General features: G+C 61.0%; 14 protein-coding genes. 4 read left to right on the top strand and 10 right to left on the bottom strand.

From position 1 onward, the window contains the following. Positions 1–4 precede the first annotated feature (4 nt). Both ACR0FC_RS14800 and ACR0FC_RS14795 read right to left on the bottom strand, forming a co-directional pair. Positions 5–904: a CPBP family intramembrane glutamic endopeptidase gene (locus ACR0FC_RS14800; RefSeq protein ID WP_170341515.1), complete on the bottom strand. Its 900-nt coding sequence runs from the start codon at positions 902–904 to the stop codon at positions 5–7. A gap of 1 nt (position 905) precedes the next feature. After that, a complete protein-coding gene (locus ACR0FC_RS14795) occupies positions 906–3,986 on the bottom strand; it encodes an ABC transporter transmembrane domain-containing protein (RefSeq protein WP_170341514.1) in 3,081 nt (1,026 codons plus the stop codon). 245 nt (positions 3,987–4,231) lie between these two features. Here ACR0FC_RS14795 and ACR0FC_RS14790 point away from each other — a divergent pair, with 245 nt between their 5' ends. The 3 genes from ACR0FC_RS14790 (at position 4,232) to ACR0FC_RS14780 (ending at position 7,001) form a co-directional block, all read left to right on the top strand. Then, positions 4,232–4,993: a DUF6478 family protein gene (locus tag ACR0FC_RS14790; RefSeq protein WP_170341512.1), complete on the top strand. Its 762-nt coding sequence runs from the start codon at positions 4,232–4,234 to the stop codon at positions 4,991–4,993. 11 nt (positions 4,994–5,004) lie between these two features. Then, positions 5,005–5,364 (top strand): hypothetical protein, encoded by a 360-nt coding sequence (locus tag ACR0FC_RS14785; protein ID WP_170341510.1) that lies wholly within the window; start codon positions 5,005–5,007, stop codon positions 5,362–5,364. 110 nt (positions 5,365–5,474) lie between these two features. Continuing rightward, a complete protein-coding gene (locus ACR0FC_RS14780) occupies positions 5,475–7,001 on the top strand; it encodes an MFS transporter (RefSeq protein ID WP_170341509.1) in 1,527 nt (508 codons plus the stop codon). Positions 7,002–7,055: 54 nt separating this feature from the next. Here the strand turns inward: ACR0FC_RS14780 and ACR0FC_RS14775 are convergent, their stop codons facing one another. The 7 genes from ACR0FC_RS14775 to ACR0FC_RS14745 all read right to left on the bottom strand — a co-directional run bounded on the left by ACR0FC_RS14775 (position 7,056) and on the right by ACR0FC_RS14745 (position 14,355). Continuing rightward, entirely contained in the window at positions 7,056–8,402 is a 1,347-nt protein-coding gene (locus ACR0FC_RS14775; RefSeq protein ID WP_170341507.1) for a S41 family peptidase, read from the bottom strand. Between the two features lie 6 nt (positions 8,403–8,408). Then, positions 8,409–9,542, bottom strand: coding sequence for a murein hydrolase activator EnvC family protein (locus ACR0FC_RS14770; protein ID WP_170341506.1), 1,134 nt, complete (start codon positions 9,540–9,542; stop codon positions 8,409–8,411). Continuing rightward, positions 9,539–11,056, bottom strand: coding sequence for a 2,3-bisphosphoglycerate-independent phosphoglycerate mutase (gpmI, locus tag ACR0FC_RS14765; protein ID WP_170341505.1), 1,518 nt, complete (start codon positions 11,054–11,056; stop codon positions 9,539–9,541). The genes ACR0FC_RS14770 and gpmI overlap by 4 nt, the downstream gene beginning before the upstream one ends. Positions 11,057–11,148: 92 nt before the next feature. After that, positions 11,149–12,816, bottom strand: a complete 1,668-nt coding sequence (locus ACR0FC_RS14760; protein WP_170341503.1) for a sulfatase-like hydrolase/transferase — start codon at positions 12,814–12,816, stop codon at positions 11,149–11,151. After that, the gene (gene nqrM / locus ACR0FC_RS14755; protein ID WP_093963352.1) at positions 12,817–13,062 is read right to left on the bottom strand and encodes a (Na+)-NQR maturation NqrM; all 246 of its coding nucleotides are present in this window, start codon (positions 13,060–13,062) and stop codon (positions 12,817–12,819) included. A gap of 15 nt (positions 13,063–13,077) precedes the next feature. Then, the gene (locus ACR0FC_RS14750) at positions 13,078–14,103 is read right to left on the bottom strand and encodes an FAD:protein FMN transferase (RefSeq protein ID WP_170341502.1); all 1,026 of its coding nucleotides are present in this window, start codon (positions 14,101–14,103) and stop codon (positions 13,078–13,080) included. A 66-nt stretch (positions 14,104–14,169) separates the two neighbouring features. After that, positions 14,170–14,355: a hypothetical protein gene (locus ACR0FC_RS14745; protein WP_093963354.1), complete on the bottom strand. Its 186-nt coding sequence runs from the start codon at positions 14,353–14,355 to the stop codon at positions 14,170–14,172. Between the two features lie 125 nt (positions 14,356–14,480). Here ACR0FC_RS14745 and ACR0FC_RS14740 point away from each other — a divergent pair, with 125 nt between their 5' ends. Further along, positions 14,481–15,005, top strand: coding sequence for a CBS domain-containing protein (locus ACR0FC_RS14740; RefSeq protein ID WP_093963355.1), 525 nt, complete (start codon positions 14,481–14,483; stop codon positions 15,003–15,005). A 4-nt stretch (positions 15,006–15,009) separates the two neighbouring features. Here the strand turns inward: ACR0FC_RS14740 and ACR0FC_RS14735 are convergent, their stop codons facing one another. After that, the gene (locus ACR0FC_RS14735; RefSeq protein ID WP_170341500.1) at positions 15,010–15,291 is read right to left on the bottom strand and encodes a tyrosine-protein kinase family protein; all 282 of its coding nucleotides are present in this window, start codon (positions 15,289–15,291) and stop codon (positions 15,010–15,012) included. Positions 15,292–15,331 lie beyond the last annotated feature (40 nt).

Here is a 15,331-nt window from a genome sequence, read left to right as displayed (position 1 = left end):
GCAATCAGCGCCTGAGTGCAAGTCGCGCAACAAGCCAGCTGACGATCATCACCGCGAAATCCACGACAAGCCACTGGCGCAGGATACCGGTGTCCGATGTTTCGAACGGAAGATGATAGAGGGCCAACCCACCCAGACCGTCAGGCAACGATACAATCAGCAGAGCTGTTACATTGTTGGCAAAATGCATGGCGATTGCGGGTCCCAGCGTCCCTGCTCTGGCGGTGATGTCGGCACTAAGCAGCCCAAAGACAAAGGCCCAACCTGCGATCAGGATCGCATTGTCACCGGCGGCAAGAGGTGCGTAGTGCCCGGCGGCAAAAATAAGGGAGGGTACGCCCACCCAAATCCACGGGGCCCTGAACCGGGCGGCCAGCGATTGTTGCAGGAACCCGCGGAACAGAATCTCTTCGGCGCTGACCTGAATAAGGACAGCCACCAGCGCCAGCGGCAACAGCAGCAGCCACCTGAAAACCGGCAGGTTTGGCTCCAACGGCGGTCCCATATCGTATGGGGGCAGAACAAAAAGCAGAGCGCCCAGCACGACCAGCGCCCGCAGAACCCGCCAGAATTGTCGAGCAGTCAGAATCGGTGGCCCGACCACCGAGATCAGTTTCCGGTGCTGCAACTGTCGCACGGCCAATCCGACGCCCAGCGTGGCGAAGGCGAAACTGGAAAGGATTACCAGCAGCGCCAGGGCCGAGGACCCGTCTTCGAAACCGGACACCAGTTCGGCCGAACCAAACGAGGTTATAGCGGCAAGGAGAACCAAGTTGAGTGCCAGAACGACGACCGTGATGATGGCGAACCCGAGCAGCATCCGCCAGAGTTCGGGATAAGCCCTGGCCGGCGCCACCAGGATTTCGTGCGGGGCATAGGCCGGGTGTGGCTGCGGGTCGCGCATCCTAACCGCCCGCCCCGGTCTCGGCTTCGGGTGTCAACGGGGTATTAGACAGCAACAGTCGTTCCGAGACGGTTGTCAGATACCCGGCCACCGTTTCGAGAAGGCGCATCGAAACAGCCGCGTCACCCTCTACCACGGCGCGCAGCTCTTCCGCGCCGATCCGCAGGAACGAACAGTCGGTCATTGCGACGAGGTCAAGTTGCCGAGGCGCTCCGGTGATTATCGACAGGTCGCCGATCAGGCGGCCTGGCTCGACGACGGAGATGTTGCGCTTTTCACCGTCCGGCATCGTCCATTCCAGGCTCGCCTGCCCGGAGATGCACAGATAGGCCGCGTCGGGCGTTTGGCCGCGCGAGAATATGGTCTGCCCCGCCGCCGCGTCGTACCATTGTGCCGAAAAGGCCAGCAGACGCTGATGTTTTCCGTCAAGCCTCGAAAACAGTTCCGTCGCCGAAATGATCTTGAGTTTTCGGCTGAAGTCTTCGGGTTGTTCGTCATCCGCCTCGGCCTTGGAACGCGATACACCGTCGATTCGGCCGTCCTTGATTTCCACGTACATGTCATAGGCTTCGGGATGGCCAAAATGATCTTCCATGAAGATCATGACCGAGTCGGGAAGCAACTCACGCAGCTTGAGGCGCGTGCGCAGACGGCTTTCCGAATCGTGGCTGGCAAGAACCTTGTCCAAGATCAGGATGTCGGGCCGCTTGATCGCTGCCCGTGAAAACGCGGCACGTTCCTGGAAAACCGTGGGCAGGTTGGCCCCGCCAAGACCGGTCGGCAGATCGTAGATGATGGCCGCCAGGCGACGGGTGAGGCCGGCCTCGATCAGGACTTCGGCTACGGCATCCTCGATCTCTTCGGCATGTGCCCCGGCCATCAGCGACACGCGGCCATACAGGGCATTTTCCATGACGGTCAGGCGCGGAACATAGGTTTCGGGGGCCACAGGAATGAACAGCCCGTCGAAAGATGCGTGCAGGTTTTGGGCCTGCGTGCGCCGGATCGACAGGATCTTTTCCTTGTATTCCTCGGGGAAACTGGGGCCGATCTGTTCGGCGGTCAGCATGAACGGCACCGTCAGCAACAGCGCCATTTCACGTTCGGACAGGGTTGCCTCACCTTTCGACATGCGGCGTTCGTCGATGTCGAGCAGTCGGTGGTACATGTCCTTGGACATGCCCAAGCGCAGGAACAGCGGGTGATCCGTCCCTTCGCGGCCGAATGTTTTGCGCAGCGTGCTGAGAACCGCCGTCGCGATGCTCAGGGCGTCCTTGTCCAGATCATGGGCCCTCAGCATGGCAAGAAATCGAGCGTCCCCGGCGAGGATGTCCGGTGAAATGTTGCGCGACGGTGAGGCAAACAAAAGGTTGCCCCCCAAAGGTACGGCCGGGTTGAACCGGTCCGGATCGAACCGGTAAACGTATTTGTCCAAGCCCTTTTCCTTGAGACGCGCTGCAACCTTGTCGCGCGCATCCACGATCGCCTTGGCCAGATGGGGGTGCAGTTCGGGATCGAATTGCGAACGCAACGTCCGCCGGAACATGAATTCGTCGATGCCCATCGCCTCGACCAGTTCGAACCACCAATCCCGGATCTCGTCGATGTTCTGCAGCCCTGCAAGGCGAGGGTCGACCCATTCGTCCTCCAGCAGGTCCGGGGAGTTGCCGGCGCGCACGGCTTCGACCTGATAACGTGATGGGGCCTTCAGAGCTTCGGCCTCGTGCTGGGGATGGGGACGCAAAGGCATCAGCAGGTTGTCCCCAAGCGTGCCGTTGAACAAGTAGGGTCGCGAGTGGGCATAGCCGACACGGGCGGCGATCACCGCCTGATGGAGTTCGCGAAGGTTGTGCCCAGACAGAAGGACCTCGCCCTGAACCGGCAGGATCTCGCGGATCAGCAACTGGGCCAGCGCCTGTCTTTCCGAGTCGTGCGAGGCCTTGATGGCGACCCGAGCGCCCTTTGGGATCGTCAGGTCGATGTCTTCAAGTATCAACTTGCCGTCTTCGTCGCGCACCGTGACATTGCGCAATTCGATGTCGCCCTGCAGGTGCGGGATGCTCTCCGGTTCGCCATAGAACAGTTCTTCGGGGATCATGTTCTCGGGTGCAAACCGTTCGGTGACGACCTGCCAGCGCAACGACATGTCCTGAACCTGATTGTAATAAGTCAGCAGATCGCGCCAAGGGCCGCTGAGGTCCTTGTACGCCCCCAGCGCCGCAACCAGCGCACCGACTGTCACTTCGCCCGTGATCGCGAGATAGCCGCCGACCGAATAGAACAGAAACGGCGTCATCTGCGTGATCAGGTTGTTGAGGAACTTCATGAAGAATTTCTTGTTGTAGATCCGGACCCGGATATCGAACAAGGTTCCCAGACGATGACTGAACTGCGCCAGCCGATAGCGCCAACCACCGTTCGCGCGCAGGTCGCTGATACCGGCGGCGGTTTCACCGATCTCGGTGCTCAGGTGGCGGATCTCCTGAATACGGTCCTTGTTCAAAAGGTTGATCTGGCGCTGCAGGCGCGGGATCAGCCAGGCTTGCAGCGGGATCAGCGCGATCGAGGCCAGCCCGAACCAGACGCTCTGCATGAACAGGAATGTGACAATCGTCATCATCTGACCGAACTGGAAAACCGGCTGGGCGATCGCGTCGCCCATCAGTCCGCCCATCGGTTCCGCTTCAGACGATATCATCGACACCAGCTCGCCCTGGCTTGTGGTCGAGAAATACGGTTTGGGGAAGCGCAGCATCCGGCTGATCAGGGTGAATCTGAGCCGACGCAACATGCGTTCGGCCAGGATCCCCTTCATGGTGTTGATGCGCATCTTCATGAGGCCGCCAGCCAGGACGGTTCCCAAGAACGCAAAACACAGGATCAGCAGGTATTGGACCTGGGTCACCTTCGTGCCGAACAGCGTTACCGTGTTTCCGGTCGCGCCGATGGCGTCGTTGATGATCTGCTTGGGCAATTCAAGCGAGGCATAGAGAAACGGAAACGAAAGTACGGTCAACAGCAGAAGAATGAACTGCTGTTTCTTGGAATGTTTCCAGATGAACGCGAATAGGGTGGGTTCCATGCCCCGGCCTCGTCTTGTTTTTTGGACTGCGGCCCGTTGCGGAGGATCCACGGCGACCGGGTGACTGACGGTAAGCTTTGCCCCGTGCTATTTCAAGAACGTGCCCTGGCGTGATCTTGCAAAAATCCGGCCGGCACGACCGGCGTCGTTCACAATTCGGGAATTTTGCAGTGCTATCTGTCGAAGGCGGGTTTATTCCGCCCGCGGAATCCGACTAAAGAGGTGCAGTTTCAGGCACTGGGCACATGAGCAGACTTCTGGATCGGTATTTCAGCCGCAAGGCAGTTGGGCATTGGAAACGGACGGCGCAGAACGCGCCGCACGAAGACCTGCCCCTGCTTCGCCAGCAGCGTGATCAGGCGCGGGTTCTTCGCGCCCAACTTGATCGGCTGATCCAGATTGCGGACGGGCGCCTGACCCGCCCGCATATCGGCACCCAGAATTTCCCCAGACCGCTTGGCACGGATTGGGCATGGCGCCCGGATTTGTGGGGCAGCCCCCTGCCCGTTACGGGCCTGGTATCATTGTCTCGCAAGGTGCAGCTTGATGACAGCGTGGCGCTTTTCCATGACTGTCCGCTGGCCGAGATTGCAATCCGGCAAATCCGCAACAGCGGGGAAAAGGACCTGGCGCCTTTCAGCCTGGCGATCGACGTATTCAGCTTTCAAGGCTCGTTCCTCTCCGTGTCTGTCGAGCTTCCGGGCAGCGCCGCCGAGGGTCTGACGCGGCAACACCTGGTCCGGACCCATGTGACGGTCGACAGTGAACGCCCGGCCGAGGTCTTTGCCAGGCTGAATATCCAGAATGGACCGAATACCGAGCAGGTGCTGCGAAAGCTGGAACCGAAAGATGCGACATCCGACATCGATTTTGATCTTGCGCATCTGTCCTTGAACGAACGTCGCATCGAGAAGATGTGGCTGGACCTTATCATCCAGGATCCTGGTATGAACCGTGTGGTGCTGCGGGATTTGACCCTGTGCCGCCATCATCGCGCTGACTTGTGAAAGGAAAGGCCATGGTGGAAACAAAACTCGTCCCGATCCGGTTCGAAGACGGCGTATGGGAAGGCCACTTTTCAGGAAGTACCGCACCCCAACTTGAAGCCCGGTACCGGGATCAGGTCCTGCAAGGTATCGAGGTTTCCGAGGCCGAAGGTGGCTGGCATGTTCGGGTTCCCGTACCAACGGTCCTGTTGTCCGAAGGTGTCCACAGTGTGATTATCCTCGACAGCGCTTCACAGGAAAAAGTGGGCGACATCACCGTAATCGCGGGCGCGCCGGCCGTAGGCGATATCCGAGCCGAGATGGACCTGCTGCGCGCTGAACTTGATCTTTTGAAGCGCGTGGTGCGTCGGTTGAGCGCTGATCAGGGTTGATCGGCCAAAAGCCTGCAGGATCTACGTAGTCGAAACCCGCTTGGACGCATTCCTATCTTTTTTGCTGAATTCATGCATGATTGAGCCACCAAGGAAACTTAGGTGGCCGAATGGAACGTGACAGCATTGTCAAGGTCATAGCGCTGATGGTAACGGCGTTTGGCATCGGCATAGACTTTACCGGTGCGCTGATGCTGGTTCCGGCGATCGAAAACTCGTTTGATGCCGATATCACGAGTACTCAGTGGGTGTTGAACATCTACGCGCTGTTCTTCGCCATGACGATGGTCGCAGGCGGCCGGCTGGGCGATATGTACGGTCATCGCAAGATCATGATCATCGGATTGTCGCTGTTTCTTTTCGCCTCGGTCATGTGTTTCGTATCTCCCAGCCTTGATTTCCTGATCGGCGCACGCGCGCTTCAAGGTATCGGCGCGGGATGCGTGTGGCCGTGCACGCTGGCCTTCGGGGCAACGAGGGTATCCCGTGAGGAACACCGTGCGATGGTCATGGGTTTGATCCTTGCCGGTGTCACGACGGGCAACGTATTTGGTCCGATGATCAGCGGGTTTGTCGTCAATCTTGGGGATTGGCGCCTGTTCTTTCTGGCGAATGTCGTCTTCTCGTGCATCTCGATGGCCACGGCAGTCCTGCTGATGCAGCGTGACAAGACCCACAAGACGGGTGAGCACATCGACTTTGCCGGAATGGGTGTCCTTTCTTTTGCTGTCCTTCTGCTGCTGTACGCGCTGGATGTCGGATCTGACTGGGGCTGGCTGTCGGTTCCGCTGATGTTTCTGTTTTTCCTCAGCGCGTCGCTGTTTCTGTTGTTCCCACGCGTGGAAAAACGGGTGAAAGAACCGCTTTTGCTGCCGCAGATGATGCATAATCCGCAATTTCGCATCACCTTGGGGCTGAACATGTTCAACGTCTCGGCGGCCTTTGTGGGATTGCTTTATTTTCCGCAATACATGCAAAAGGTTCTGGGCTGGTCGGTATTTGAATCTGCTCTGGGCCTAGCACCGCTGACCGTTCTTTTGGCGGTCGGGTCGATCGTGTCAGGCACATTGTATAATGATTTCGGACCCAAGCGCCTGCTGTTCTGGGGGTATCTCTGCGCTACGATAGGCGCGGCCAGTGTCGTCGTGATGCCGGCCGGGCTGGGGTATTTCCAAATTCTTCCGGGGATGGCTCTGATCGGGTTGGGAGCGACACTGACGGTTGGCCCGTCGGGCACCGCCGCCGTTTGCGCCGTCAAGCCTGAACGTGCAGGCCTGGTTGGCGGTCTGAGCTTCATGGTGCACTTGGTCTATGGCGCCATTTCGGTCGCCTGCGCGACGGCCATCATGTACATGGTCAGCCTGTCCAGCTTCCGCGAACACCTTTCCAAGGCCGGCATCGACATGTCCCTGGCCGATCAAAAAGCCATCAATGGCGGTACGTTGACGACCAAGACCGCGCAGGCTGTCATGCAGAAATTCAGCGCGCCCGAGGCCGAAAAGATCAAATCCGCGTTGTCGATGGCCTTTGACAGCGGGATGGACATGGCTTTTGTCTTTTCAACTCTGTCGGTGTCGATCGGCCTGGTTCTGGCGCTGATGCTTGACGAAAAGAAACTGCACAAAATCGAGAGCTGAGCCAAAAGAAAAGGCCGCGGAAAACCGCGGCCCTTCGGTCAGTGTTTGCGCATCTTATTGCGATGCCCGCTCTGTCGGATTGAAGGCGGACAGGCCTTTGAGAATGTCGATCGCATAGGCCAACTGGTAGTCCTCGTTGCGCAGTTCGGCGGTTTCTTCCGCTTTAGTGCGGTCCTCCTCGATCTGGCGCACTTCATCCTCGGTCAAGCTGTCATTGTTCAGGCTGCCCCGCAGGTCGGCCTCGGACCGGGTGCGGGCGTTGCTTTCTTCCTCTTCCTCGGCTTCGGGACGGACGCGGGGTTGTTCCACGATGATGTCGGGGCTGACACCCAAAGCCTGGATCGACCGGCCCGACGGCGTGTAATACCGCGAGGTGGTCAGACGCATCGCCCCATCGCCACGCAGCGGCATCACGGTCTGAACCGATCCTTTGCCGAAGCTCTTGGTGCCGACGACGATGGCGCGGTGGTGATCCTTCAATGCACCTGCAACAATTTCGGATGCCGACGCCGATCCGCCGTTGATCAGCACTACGATCGGCTTGCCCTGGGCAAGATCACCCGGGGTTGCGTTGAAACGTTCACCATCTTCGGGATTACGCCCACGGGTTGAGACGATCTCGCCCTCGTTCAGGAATGCGTCCGATACCTTGATGGCTTGGGTCAACAGCCCGCCGGGGTTGTTGCGCAGGTCCAGAACAAAGCCATTCACCTTGTCGATGCCGCCAGCTTCGGCGATCTGCTTTTCCATGCCCTCTTTCAGGTTCGGGAAGGTCTGATCGTTGAAGGTGGTCACACGCAGCACCACGCTGGCGCCTTCGGTTCGGGCGCGAACGGCGGTCAGTTTGATCGTGTCGCGGATGATGGTCACATCGAATGGGTCTGGTTCGCCTTCCCGCACGACGGTGATCACGATTTCCGAACCGACCGGGCCGCGCATCAGGTCGACTGCCTTGTCCAGCGTCAGGCCCAGGATGCTCTCGCCGTCCACATGAGTAATGAAATCGCCGGCCTCGATGCCCGCCTCATCCGCAGGCGTGCCGTCAATTGGCGAGACGACTTTGACGAACCCATCCTCTTGGGTGACCTCGATGCCCAGCCCACCGAATTCACCGCGCGTCTGAACGCGCATCTGCTCGGCGTCGTCCGGGGAAAGATAGCTTGAATGCGGATCCAGAGACGTCAACATGCCGTCGATCGCAGCCTCGATCAGCTCTTCAGGGGCGACTTCCTCGACATACTGGGCGCGGATCCGTTCGAAGATGTCTCCGAACAGGTCAAGTTGTTCATAGACTCCGGCCTTGTTTTCGGCCTCTTGCGCCAGCAGTGGCCCGGCGATCTGGGTAGTCGCAATAATCCCTGCCACGGTGCCGGCCAGACCGGCCATCACAAATCTCTTCATACTCGTCTATCCATCCTTGTCTGTCCGGAACCATGATTCCGGATCCACGGGGCTATTGTTCTCTCTTACCTCTATATAGAGCGTGTCTGGACGATCAGTTCCAGTGCCATCACCGCTTGTTGACAAAATCGCGCCGATTTCTGGTGTTTGACCGGGCATCAGGCCCACTGGCGTTCCTTCGGGGATCACCTGACCGGGGTCCCCATACACCTCTTGAAGGCCGGAGAAGACAAAAAGCAAACCCGGCTGCGGTTCCAGGATCACAAGGTTTCCAAGGTCCAGAAGCGGCCCTCTGTATCGGATCGTGGCCGCTGTCGGCGACAGCACCAATGCACGTGGTCTGGTTCCCAGTACAAGCCCCGGACGCGTGACCCCGGCGGCGTCCGTTTCGCCGGAACGATGGAGTATGACGCCTTGGGTCGGCAGCGGAATCTGTCCTTTCAGTTGGGACACATCCGCGTTCGAGGTTATGATTTCTCCATCCGATATTTCAGACAGACCGCTGGCGAACCCATCCAGAGTCTCCGTCGATGAGATCAGGATGGCTGTCCGTACTGGGTCTTCGATGAAGCGGCGCGGCAGGTCGGTACGGTTCGCTATGGCCTCGCTCAGCTTCGTCCTAGCATTCTGCACGCCTTCCAACCCTTCGGTCAGAGTGTCCGCAGCGCTTTGTTGCAATCGGCGCAGGGTCTGCACCTCGTCCAGATCCCGAGCCAGCGCCTGGGCCCTGGTGTTCAGGCCAGGCGTGACTTCGGACAGCATCATCCCGGTGCGCGCCGCCCCCAGTGGCCCGGCCGGGTGCAGCATCAGAACCGGTGGCGCCGTGGTTTCGATGGTTTGCAGCACGCCCAGCAACTGGCGGATTTCGCGTTCGCGCGCGTTCAACTCGGCGGTCAGCTGGCTTTCGCGCAAAGCCGCCCGGCGCAGCCCGTCGCGCATGGCGGCCAGCCCGGCCTCGTAGGCCTGGATCGTCTCGGTCAGGGCGAGCACGCGGTCGCGGGCGGTTTCGGCCTCGGTCAGGGCGATCGAGGCCTGTTCCAGCATCTGCGCCGCCTCCAGTGCCGCCTGCGCGGGGTCCGGCGCGGCCCGGGCCGCCTGCCCCGCCATCAGGGCCGCCAGAAGAAGCGCGCGCAGCCTCATGACAGCAGGCTCTGACCCGTCATTTCCGGAGGCTTGGGCAGGCCCATCAGGTTCAGCACCGTAGGCGCCAGATCGGACAGGCGACCTTCGCGCAGGGTTGCGCCGTCGGGTCCGCCAACTAGCGCCACGGGTACCGGGTTTAGCGTGTGGGCGGTATGCGGGCCGCCGGTTTCGGGGTCGATCATGGTTTCGCAATTGCCGTGATCGGCGGTCACGATCATGGCCCCGCCCACCTTTTCAAGAGCGGCGACCACACGGGCCAGGCCTTGATCAACGGCCTCGCAGGCCTCGATCGCGGCCTGCAGGTCACCGGTATGGCCCACCATGTCGGGGTTGGCATAGTTGGTGACGATCAGGTCATAACCGGCATCGATCGCCTCGACGAACTTGTCGGTGACCTCGGCGGCCGACATCTCGGGCTGCAGGTCATAGGTCGCCACCTTGGGCGACGGGGCCATATAGCGATCCTCGCCGGGCTCGGGCGTTTCCTTGCCGCCGTTCAGAAAGAACGTGACATGGGGGTATTTCTCGGTTTCGGCCAGACGGAACTGGCGCAGGCCCTGCTTGGCGACCCATTCGCCCAGCGTGTTGACGATCTCGCGCTTGGGGAACACCGTGGTCATGTAGGCGTTGTGACCGTCGGAATATTCCACCATGCCCAGCAGCGCCGACAGCTGCGGGCGTGGTCCGGTGTCGAATTCGTCAAATCCGGGTTCGGCAATGGCGCGCAGGATTTCGCGGGCGCGGTCGGCGCGGAAGTTGAGACAGAAGAAGCCGTCGCCGTCGCGGACGCCGTCGTAGCCGGGTAGTACCGTGGGCGCGATGAACTCGTCCGTCTCGCCCCGGTCGTAGGCGGCCTGAATCGCGGCGCTTGCGGTATCAGCCGGCGCGCCTTCACCTTTGATGATGGCATCATAGGCGCGGCCGACCCGTTCCCACCGGTTGTCGCGGTCCATGGCATAGTACCGCCCCGAGACGGTGACGACGCGCGCGTTCGCAGGCAGGCGGCGCTCCAGCTCGGCCAGGAAGTCCAGCGCCGATTTCGGGGCCACGTCTCGCCCGTCGGTGATGGCGTGCAGAGCCACCGGAACGCCTGCATCGGTGATTGCCTTTGCGGCGGCGACGATATGGTTCAGGTGCCCATGCACCCCGCCATCCGAGACCAGCCCCATCAGATGCGCGGTCCCACCCGCCGCCTTCACCTTGGCGACAAAGTCCTGCAGCGCAGCGTTTTCGAAGAACGAGCCGTCTTCGATTGCAAGATCGATCTGGCCCAGATCCATGGCCACGACCCGCCCGGCCCCGATATTGGTATGGCCGACCTCGGAATTACCCATCTGGCCGCTGGGCAGGCCCACATCAGGGCCATGGGTGATCAGCCGCGCGTGCGGACCCTTGGTCATGATCGCGTCGAATGTGGGCGTGTGGGCCAGATAGGGCGCATTGGCCTGCGTGTCGTCGGACAGGCCCCAGCCATCGAGGATGCACAGGACGACGGGTTTGGGTGCGCTCATGTCGGGTCTCCGATAACTGCTCTTGTCCGTTCTTCTATCCCCTGCCCGCCGCATCGTGAACCGCCTTTTGCGGCGATACGACCCGCGTCGGGCTATTTCCTGATCTGATGCCAGGGCCGGGCCTTGCGGCCGCGATACTTGACCGTCAGTTCGGGCGGGGCGTCGCGTTCGTCATAAGCGCCCAGGATCACGCCCTTGCCGCGACTTTTGGTGCGCATCTCGACCAGCTCGGCCGCCGAGCGGGTGGTGCGCTGCGACGGACGCCGGGCCCAGTCGAACAGGTGGTCGTACATTTGCGCGATCACATCCGCATAGGCCGCACTGTCGCCCAGATCGGTCAGTTCGTCGGGGTCGTTTTCCAGATCGAACAGGATCGGGCGGAACCCGCCTTCGCAATGGATCAGCTTCCATTTTTTCGTGGCCACCATGAACATCGCCGCATCACGCACCGACACGCCCAGCGTTTCCGCGATGGGCGAGGCCGAATAGTCGTATTCGCAGATCACGAATTTGCGCGGGGTCTCGTCCGCCTGCCCGTGCAGGATTGGCAGCAGCGAGTGGCCTTCTAGGATATGATCAGGCACCGCACCGCCCGCGACCTCGACGAAAGTGGGGGCCAGGTCGATCGACTCGACCAGCGCGTCGCAGGCGGTGCCGCGCGTGGCATCGGCCTGTTCGGACGGGTCGTAGATGATCAGCGGCACCTTGGTCGAAGCGTCGTGGAAGAACGTCTTTTCGCCCATCCAGTGATCGCCCAGAAAATCGCCATGGTCCGAGGTCAGCACGATCATCGTGTCGTCCATGCGGCCGGTCTGGTCCATCCAGTCCAGCAACCGCCCGATCTGGTCATCGGCCTGCTTGATCAGGCCCATATAGGAGGGGATCACGGCCTCGCGCACATCCTGCCGCCAGAAGGTCTGACCGATCTTGGTATGCATGAAGGCGCTCAGCACGGGATGCGCGTCGGCCCGTTCAGCCTCCGACCGGTTGGGGGGCAGAACATGCTCGGGCCCGTACATCGAGGCATAGGGCTCGGGGACGATATAGGGCCAGTGCGGTTTGATGTAGCTCAGGTGGCAGCACCACGGGCCGTCATGGGTTTCCATGAATTCGATGCCGCGCGTGGTCAGATAGGGGGTCTCGCTATCTTCTTCGGCGATGTTCGCGGCCTGCGGCGCGTTTTTCAGAAACCAGCCCGACAGCACGTTGCCGTCCTCGTCCAGCCCGGAATTGGCAAAGTCGTGCCAGGGGTTGTCGCCGTCATAGCCCTTGTCGGCCAGCCACGCGTTGTAGGCGCGGGCCCCGTCGGGGTCATAGAACCCGTCAGGGCCTTCGGGGCGCATCCCGTCGTCGCGCTCGAACACGTCGAAACCGCATTCGGCCACGCGCGCGCCGATCAGGCTGTCGGGTTCCAAGCCCAGCCGCGCCATGCCCTCGGCGTCGGCGCGCATATGGGTCTTGCCGACCAGCCAGCAGTCCATCCCCGCCTTGCGCAGATGGTCGCCTATGGTCTGTTCGCCCACCTTCAACGGAATGCCGTTCCACGAGGCGCCATGTGACTGCACATAGCGCCCGGTATAGGTGGACATGCGCGAACTGCCGCAGATCGGCGACTGGATATAGGCCCGCGTGAACCGCACGCCGCGCGCGGCCAGCCGGTCGATATTGGGCGTGTGCAGATGTGGATGGCCGTAACAGCTCAGGTAATCCCAGCGAAGCTGGTCGAACATGATGAACAGGATGTTGCGGGCCTTGGCCATTCAGTGCTGCGCGCCCTGGCTTTCCATCTGTTCCACCATCCGGCGGGCGCGCTTGCATTGCAGCTTGTCACGCAGAGGGCTGTTGGGGTCCACGTCTTTTTGGCACACCACGCATTTGTCGGCCCCCGAGATCGCGTTCAGCCCGCCGCAACTGCCCTTGATGGTCTTGCCCATCAGCATCACGCCCAGCGACATGCCGACCATGATGATCAGCAGCAGAACAAACGCGAGAATAAAGGTGCTCATCAGCCGGCCCGCCCTTCAGTTCGATCCCAGCGCATCCTTGAACGCGCTGCTTTGTACCGTGATATAGGCATCTTCGCCGCCTGTCACATCCCGCGAGATGAAAAACACCGCCAAACCCAGCTGATCGGCCAGTTTCAGCCCCCGCTCCTGCCCCAGCGCCAGCATCGCAGTGGCCCAGGCATCGGCCATCATCGCATTTTCGGCCAGAACCGTGACCGAGGTCGTCCGATGCGTGATCGGGCGTCCGGTGATCGGGTCGATGATGTGCGAATACCGCACCCCGTCCTGTTCGAAGAAGTTCTTGTAGTCGCCCGAGGTCGCCATGCCACGGTTGTCCAGCGGCACGATGAATTGCACGGTCTGCGACCCGGCTTCGGGCTTTTCGATGCCGATGCGCCAGGCCTCGCCCTTGTCGTTCTGACCGCGGGCCACCAGGTCGCCGCCGATCTCAACCATGTAGTTCTCGATGCCGGCCTCTCGCAGCGTCTCGGCCACGGCGTCGATCCCGTAGCCCTTGGCGATGGCCGAAAGGTTGATCCCCACGCCCGGTTGCGCCTTGGCCAGCGTCCCGGCCTGTTCATCCAGCGTCAGCAGGCGCGCCTGCCCCACTTGTTCCAGCGCTGCCGCGATCTCGGCATCCGACGGTACCGGGTCTTCGGGCTTGCGCGGGCCGAAGCCCCACAGCTCGATCAGCGGGCCAAGCGTCACGTCGAACACGCCGCCGCTTTGGTCGTGCACCTGGTTGGCCGCCGCGATCACATAGGCGAATTCCTGTGACACCGGCATCGGGTCGGTGCTGGCCGAGGCGGAAAAGACCGAGACTTCGGAATTCGGGTCCCAGTTGGACATCTTGGCATTCACCTGCGCCAGCGTTTCCTCCACGGAGGTGGACAGGGCCGCCTCGTCCAGATCCTCGCCGATTGCGGTGATGTGATAGGTCGTGCCCATGGTTTCGCCGGACAGACGGACGATCTCGGGCTCCTCGTCGAACAGACAGCCAGAAACAACAAGCGGCAGGGCCAGAGCAAGCAGTCGGCGCATGGGGCGATCTCCTGGAAAAGTGTTGCCCGGCATATGCCAGCGGCCCCACCCAGAGTCAAACCTGCGTCAGGGCACCAGCGGCAGGAAGCCCAGGACCAGCAGCCCGGCCGCAGCGGGCACACCAAACAGCCACGCGCGTTTCTGCCAACCAGGGGGCTGTTCTTTCCACAGTTTGCGAAAATTATGTCCGCAGATCACGACCAGAAGGAAGATCAGGGCGGCAACCGCAGGAGACAGATGGAGTTGGGTCACGGGGTCCGGTTTTTCCTTGCGACCCGGCGCGGTTGCGCCGGTTTTTGAATTTGCACCCTATACAGGTTTCTCTGCTGCGATAAGGTGGTGAGGACAGCCTGTAGCGTTGAAGGAGGAGACCGCCCATGGCCCCAAGCTCTTACCAGCCCCCGACACGTGGCGACAAGGCCGGGTCAAGCACTTACAGCCAATCCGCCGAGTCGAATTTGTCACATACTCAGACCACTGTCGCCAAATTGCTGGAAGGAAAAGGTGATGCGGTGTTTTCGGTTCGGCCGAATGACACCATCCATTCGGTGGTCGAAATTCTAAAGGAGAAACGCATCGGGGCGGTTGTCGTCACCGATCAGAACGGCGCACTGCAGGGGATCCTGTCCGAGCGGGATATCGTTCGCCGCATGGCGGATACTCCGGGTCAGACGCTGCCACAATCGGTCGAGGCGCTGATGACACGCGATGTCCGGACCTGCACGCCGGACGACCTGCTGATGGACGTGCTGAAGACAATGACCGAGGGGCGTTTCCGGCACATGCCGGTTCTTCGCGACGGCAAGCTCTGCGGCATGATCACCATCGGAGATGTCGTGCATTTCCGGCTGAAAGAGCTGGAATACGAAGCCCTGCGCATGAAGCAGATGATCGTCGGCTAGATAGTCACACGTTGTAGCAACGGGCATAGGCCGTATAGGCCTGCCCGCCTGCCTTGGTCTGTTTTCGGGCAGACCTCAGGTCCGACATGACCAGCCCCGTGACCTGCAAGTTCACGCTGGAAAACTCGCGCAGCGCCTGTTCCAACTGGGCACGGGACGTGATGGCCGGCGCAACCGACAGAAGGATCGCGTCACAGGCCTGCCCGATTACCCGGGCGTCAGGAACGGCCAGTACCGGTGGGCTGTCGATCAGAATATTTTCGTAGTCTGCCCGCAACCCCGTCATGAGGTCATGAAAGCGCGAAGACGAAAAAGTATCTGCAGCG

The organism is Ruegeria sp. BB9 (assembly GCF_056539345.1).
The sequence above is the reverse complement of the archived record's forward strand: the minus strand, read 5'-3'. Positions and strand labels throughout refer to the sequence as shown.

What these genes read in the sequence shown, in the direction of transcription:
- ACR0FC_RS14740 (WP_093963355.1), top strand. Translation starts at nt 14,481, where the DNA reads ATGGCCCCAAGCTCTTACCAGCCCCCGACACGTGGCGACAAGGCCGGG.
- ACR0FC_RS14780 (WP_170341509.1), top strand. Translation starts at nt 5,475, where the DNA reads ATGGAACGTGACAGCATTGTCAAGGTCATAGCGCTGATGGTAACGGCG.
- ACR0FC_RS14760 (WP_170341503.1), bottom strand. Translation starts at nt 12,816, where the DNA reads ATGGCCAAGGCCCGCAACATCCTGTTCATCATGTTCGACCAGCTTCGC.
- ACR0FC_RS14785 (WP_170341510.1), top strand. Translation starts at nt 5,005, where the DNA reads ATGGTGGAAACAAAACTCGTCCCGATCCGGTTCGAAGACGGCGTATGG.
- ACR0FC_RS14735 (WP_170341500.1), bottom strand. Translation starts at nt 15,291, where the DNA reads ATGACGGGGTTGCGGGCAGACTACGAAAATATTCTGATCGACAGCCCA.
- ACR0FC_RS14800 (WP_170341515.1), bottom strand. Translation starts at nt 904, where the DNA reads ATGCGCGACCCGCAGCCACACCCGGCCTATGCCCCGCACGAAATCCTG.
- ACR0FC_RS14795 (WP_170341514.1), bottom strand. Translation starts at nt 3,986, where the DNA reads ATGGAACCCACCCTATTCGCGTTCATCTGGAAACATTCCAAGAAACAG.
- ACR0FC_RS14790 (WP_170341512.1), top strand. Translation starts at nt 4,232, where the DNA reads ATGAGCAGACTTCTGGATCGGTATTTCAGCCGCAAGGCAGTTGGGCAT.
- ACR0FC_RS14750 (WP_170341502.1), bottom strand. Translation starts at nt 14,103, where the DNA reads ATGCGCCGACTGCTTGCTCTGGCCCTGCCGCTTGTTGTTTCTGGCTGT.
- ACR0FC_RS14770 (WP_170341506.1), bottom strand. Translation starts at nt 9,542, where the DNA reads ATGAGGCTGCGCGCGCTTCTTCTGGCGGCCCTGATGGCGGGGCAGGCG.
- nqrM (WP_093963352.1), bottom strand. Translation starts at nt 13,062, where the DNA reads ATGAGCACCTTTATTCTCGCGTTTGTTCTGCTGCTGATCATCATGGTC.
- gpmI (WP_170341505.1), bottom strand. Translation starts at nt 11,056, where the DNA reads ATGAGCGCACCCAAACCCGTCGTCCTGTGCATCCTCGATGGCTGGGGC.
- ACR0FC_RS14775 (WP_170341507.1), bottom strand. Translation starts at nt 8,402, where the DNA reads ATGAAGAGATTTGTGATGGCCGGTCTGGCCGGCACCGTGGCAGGGATT.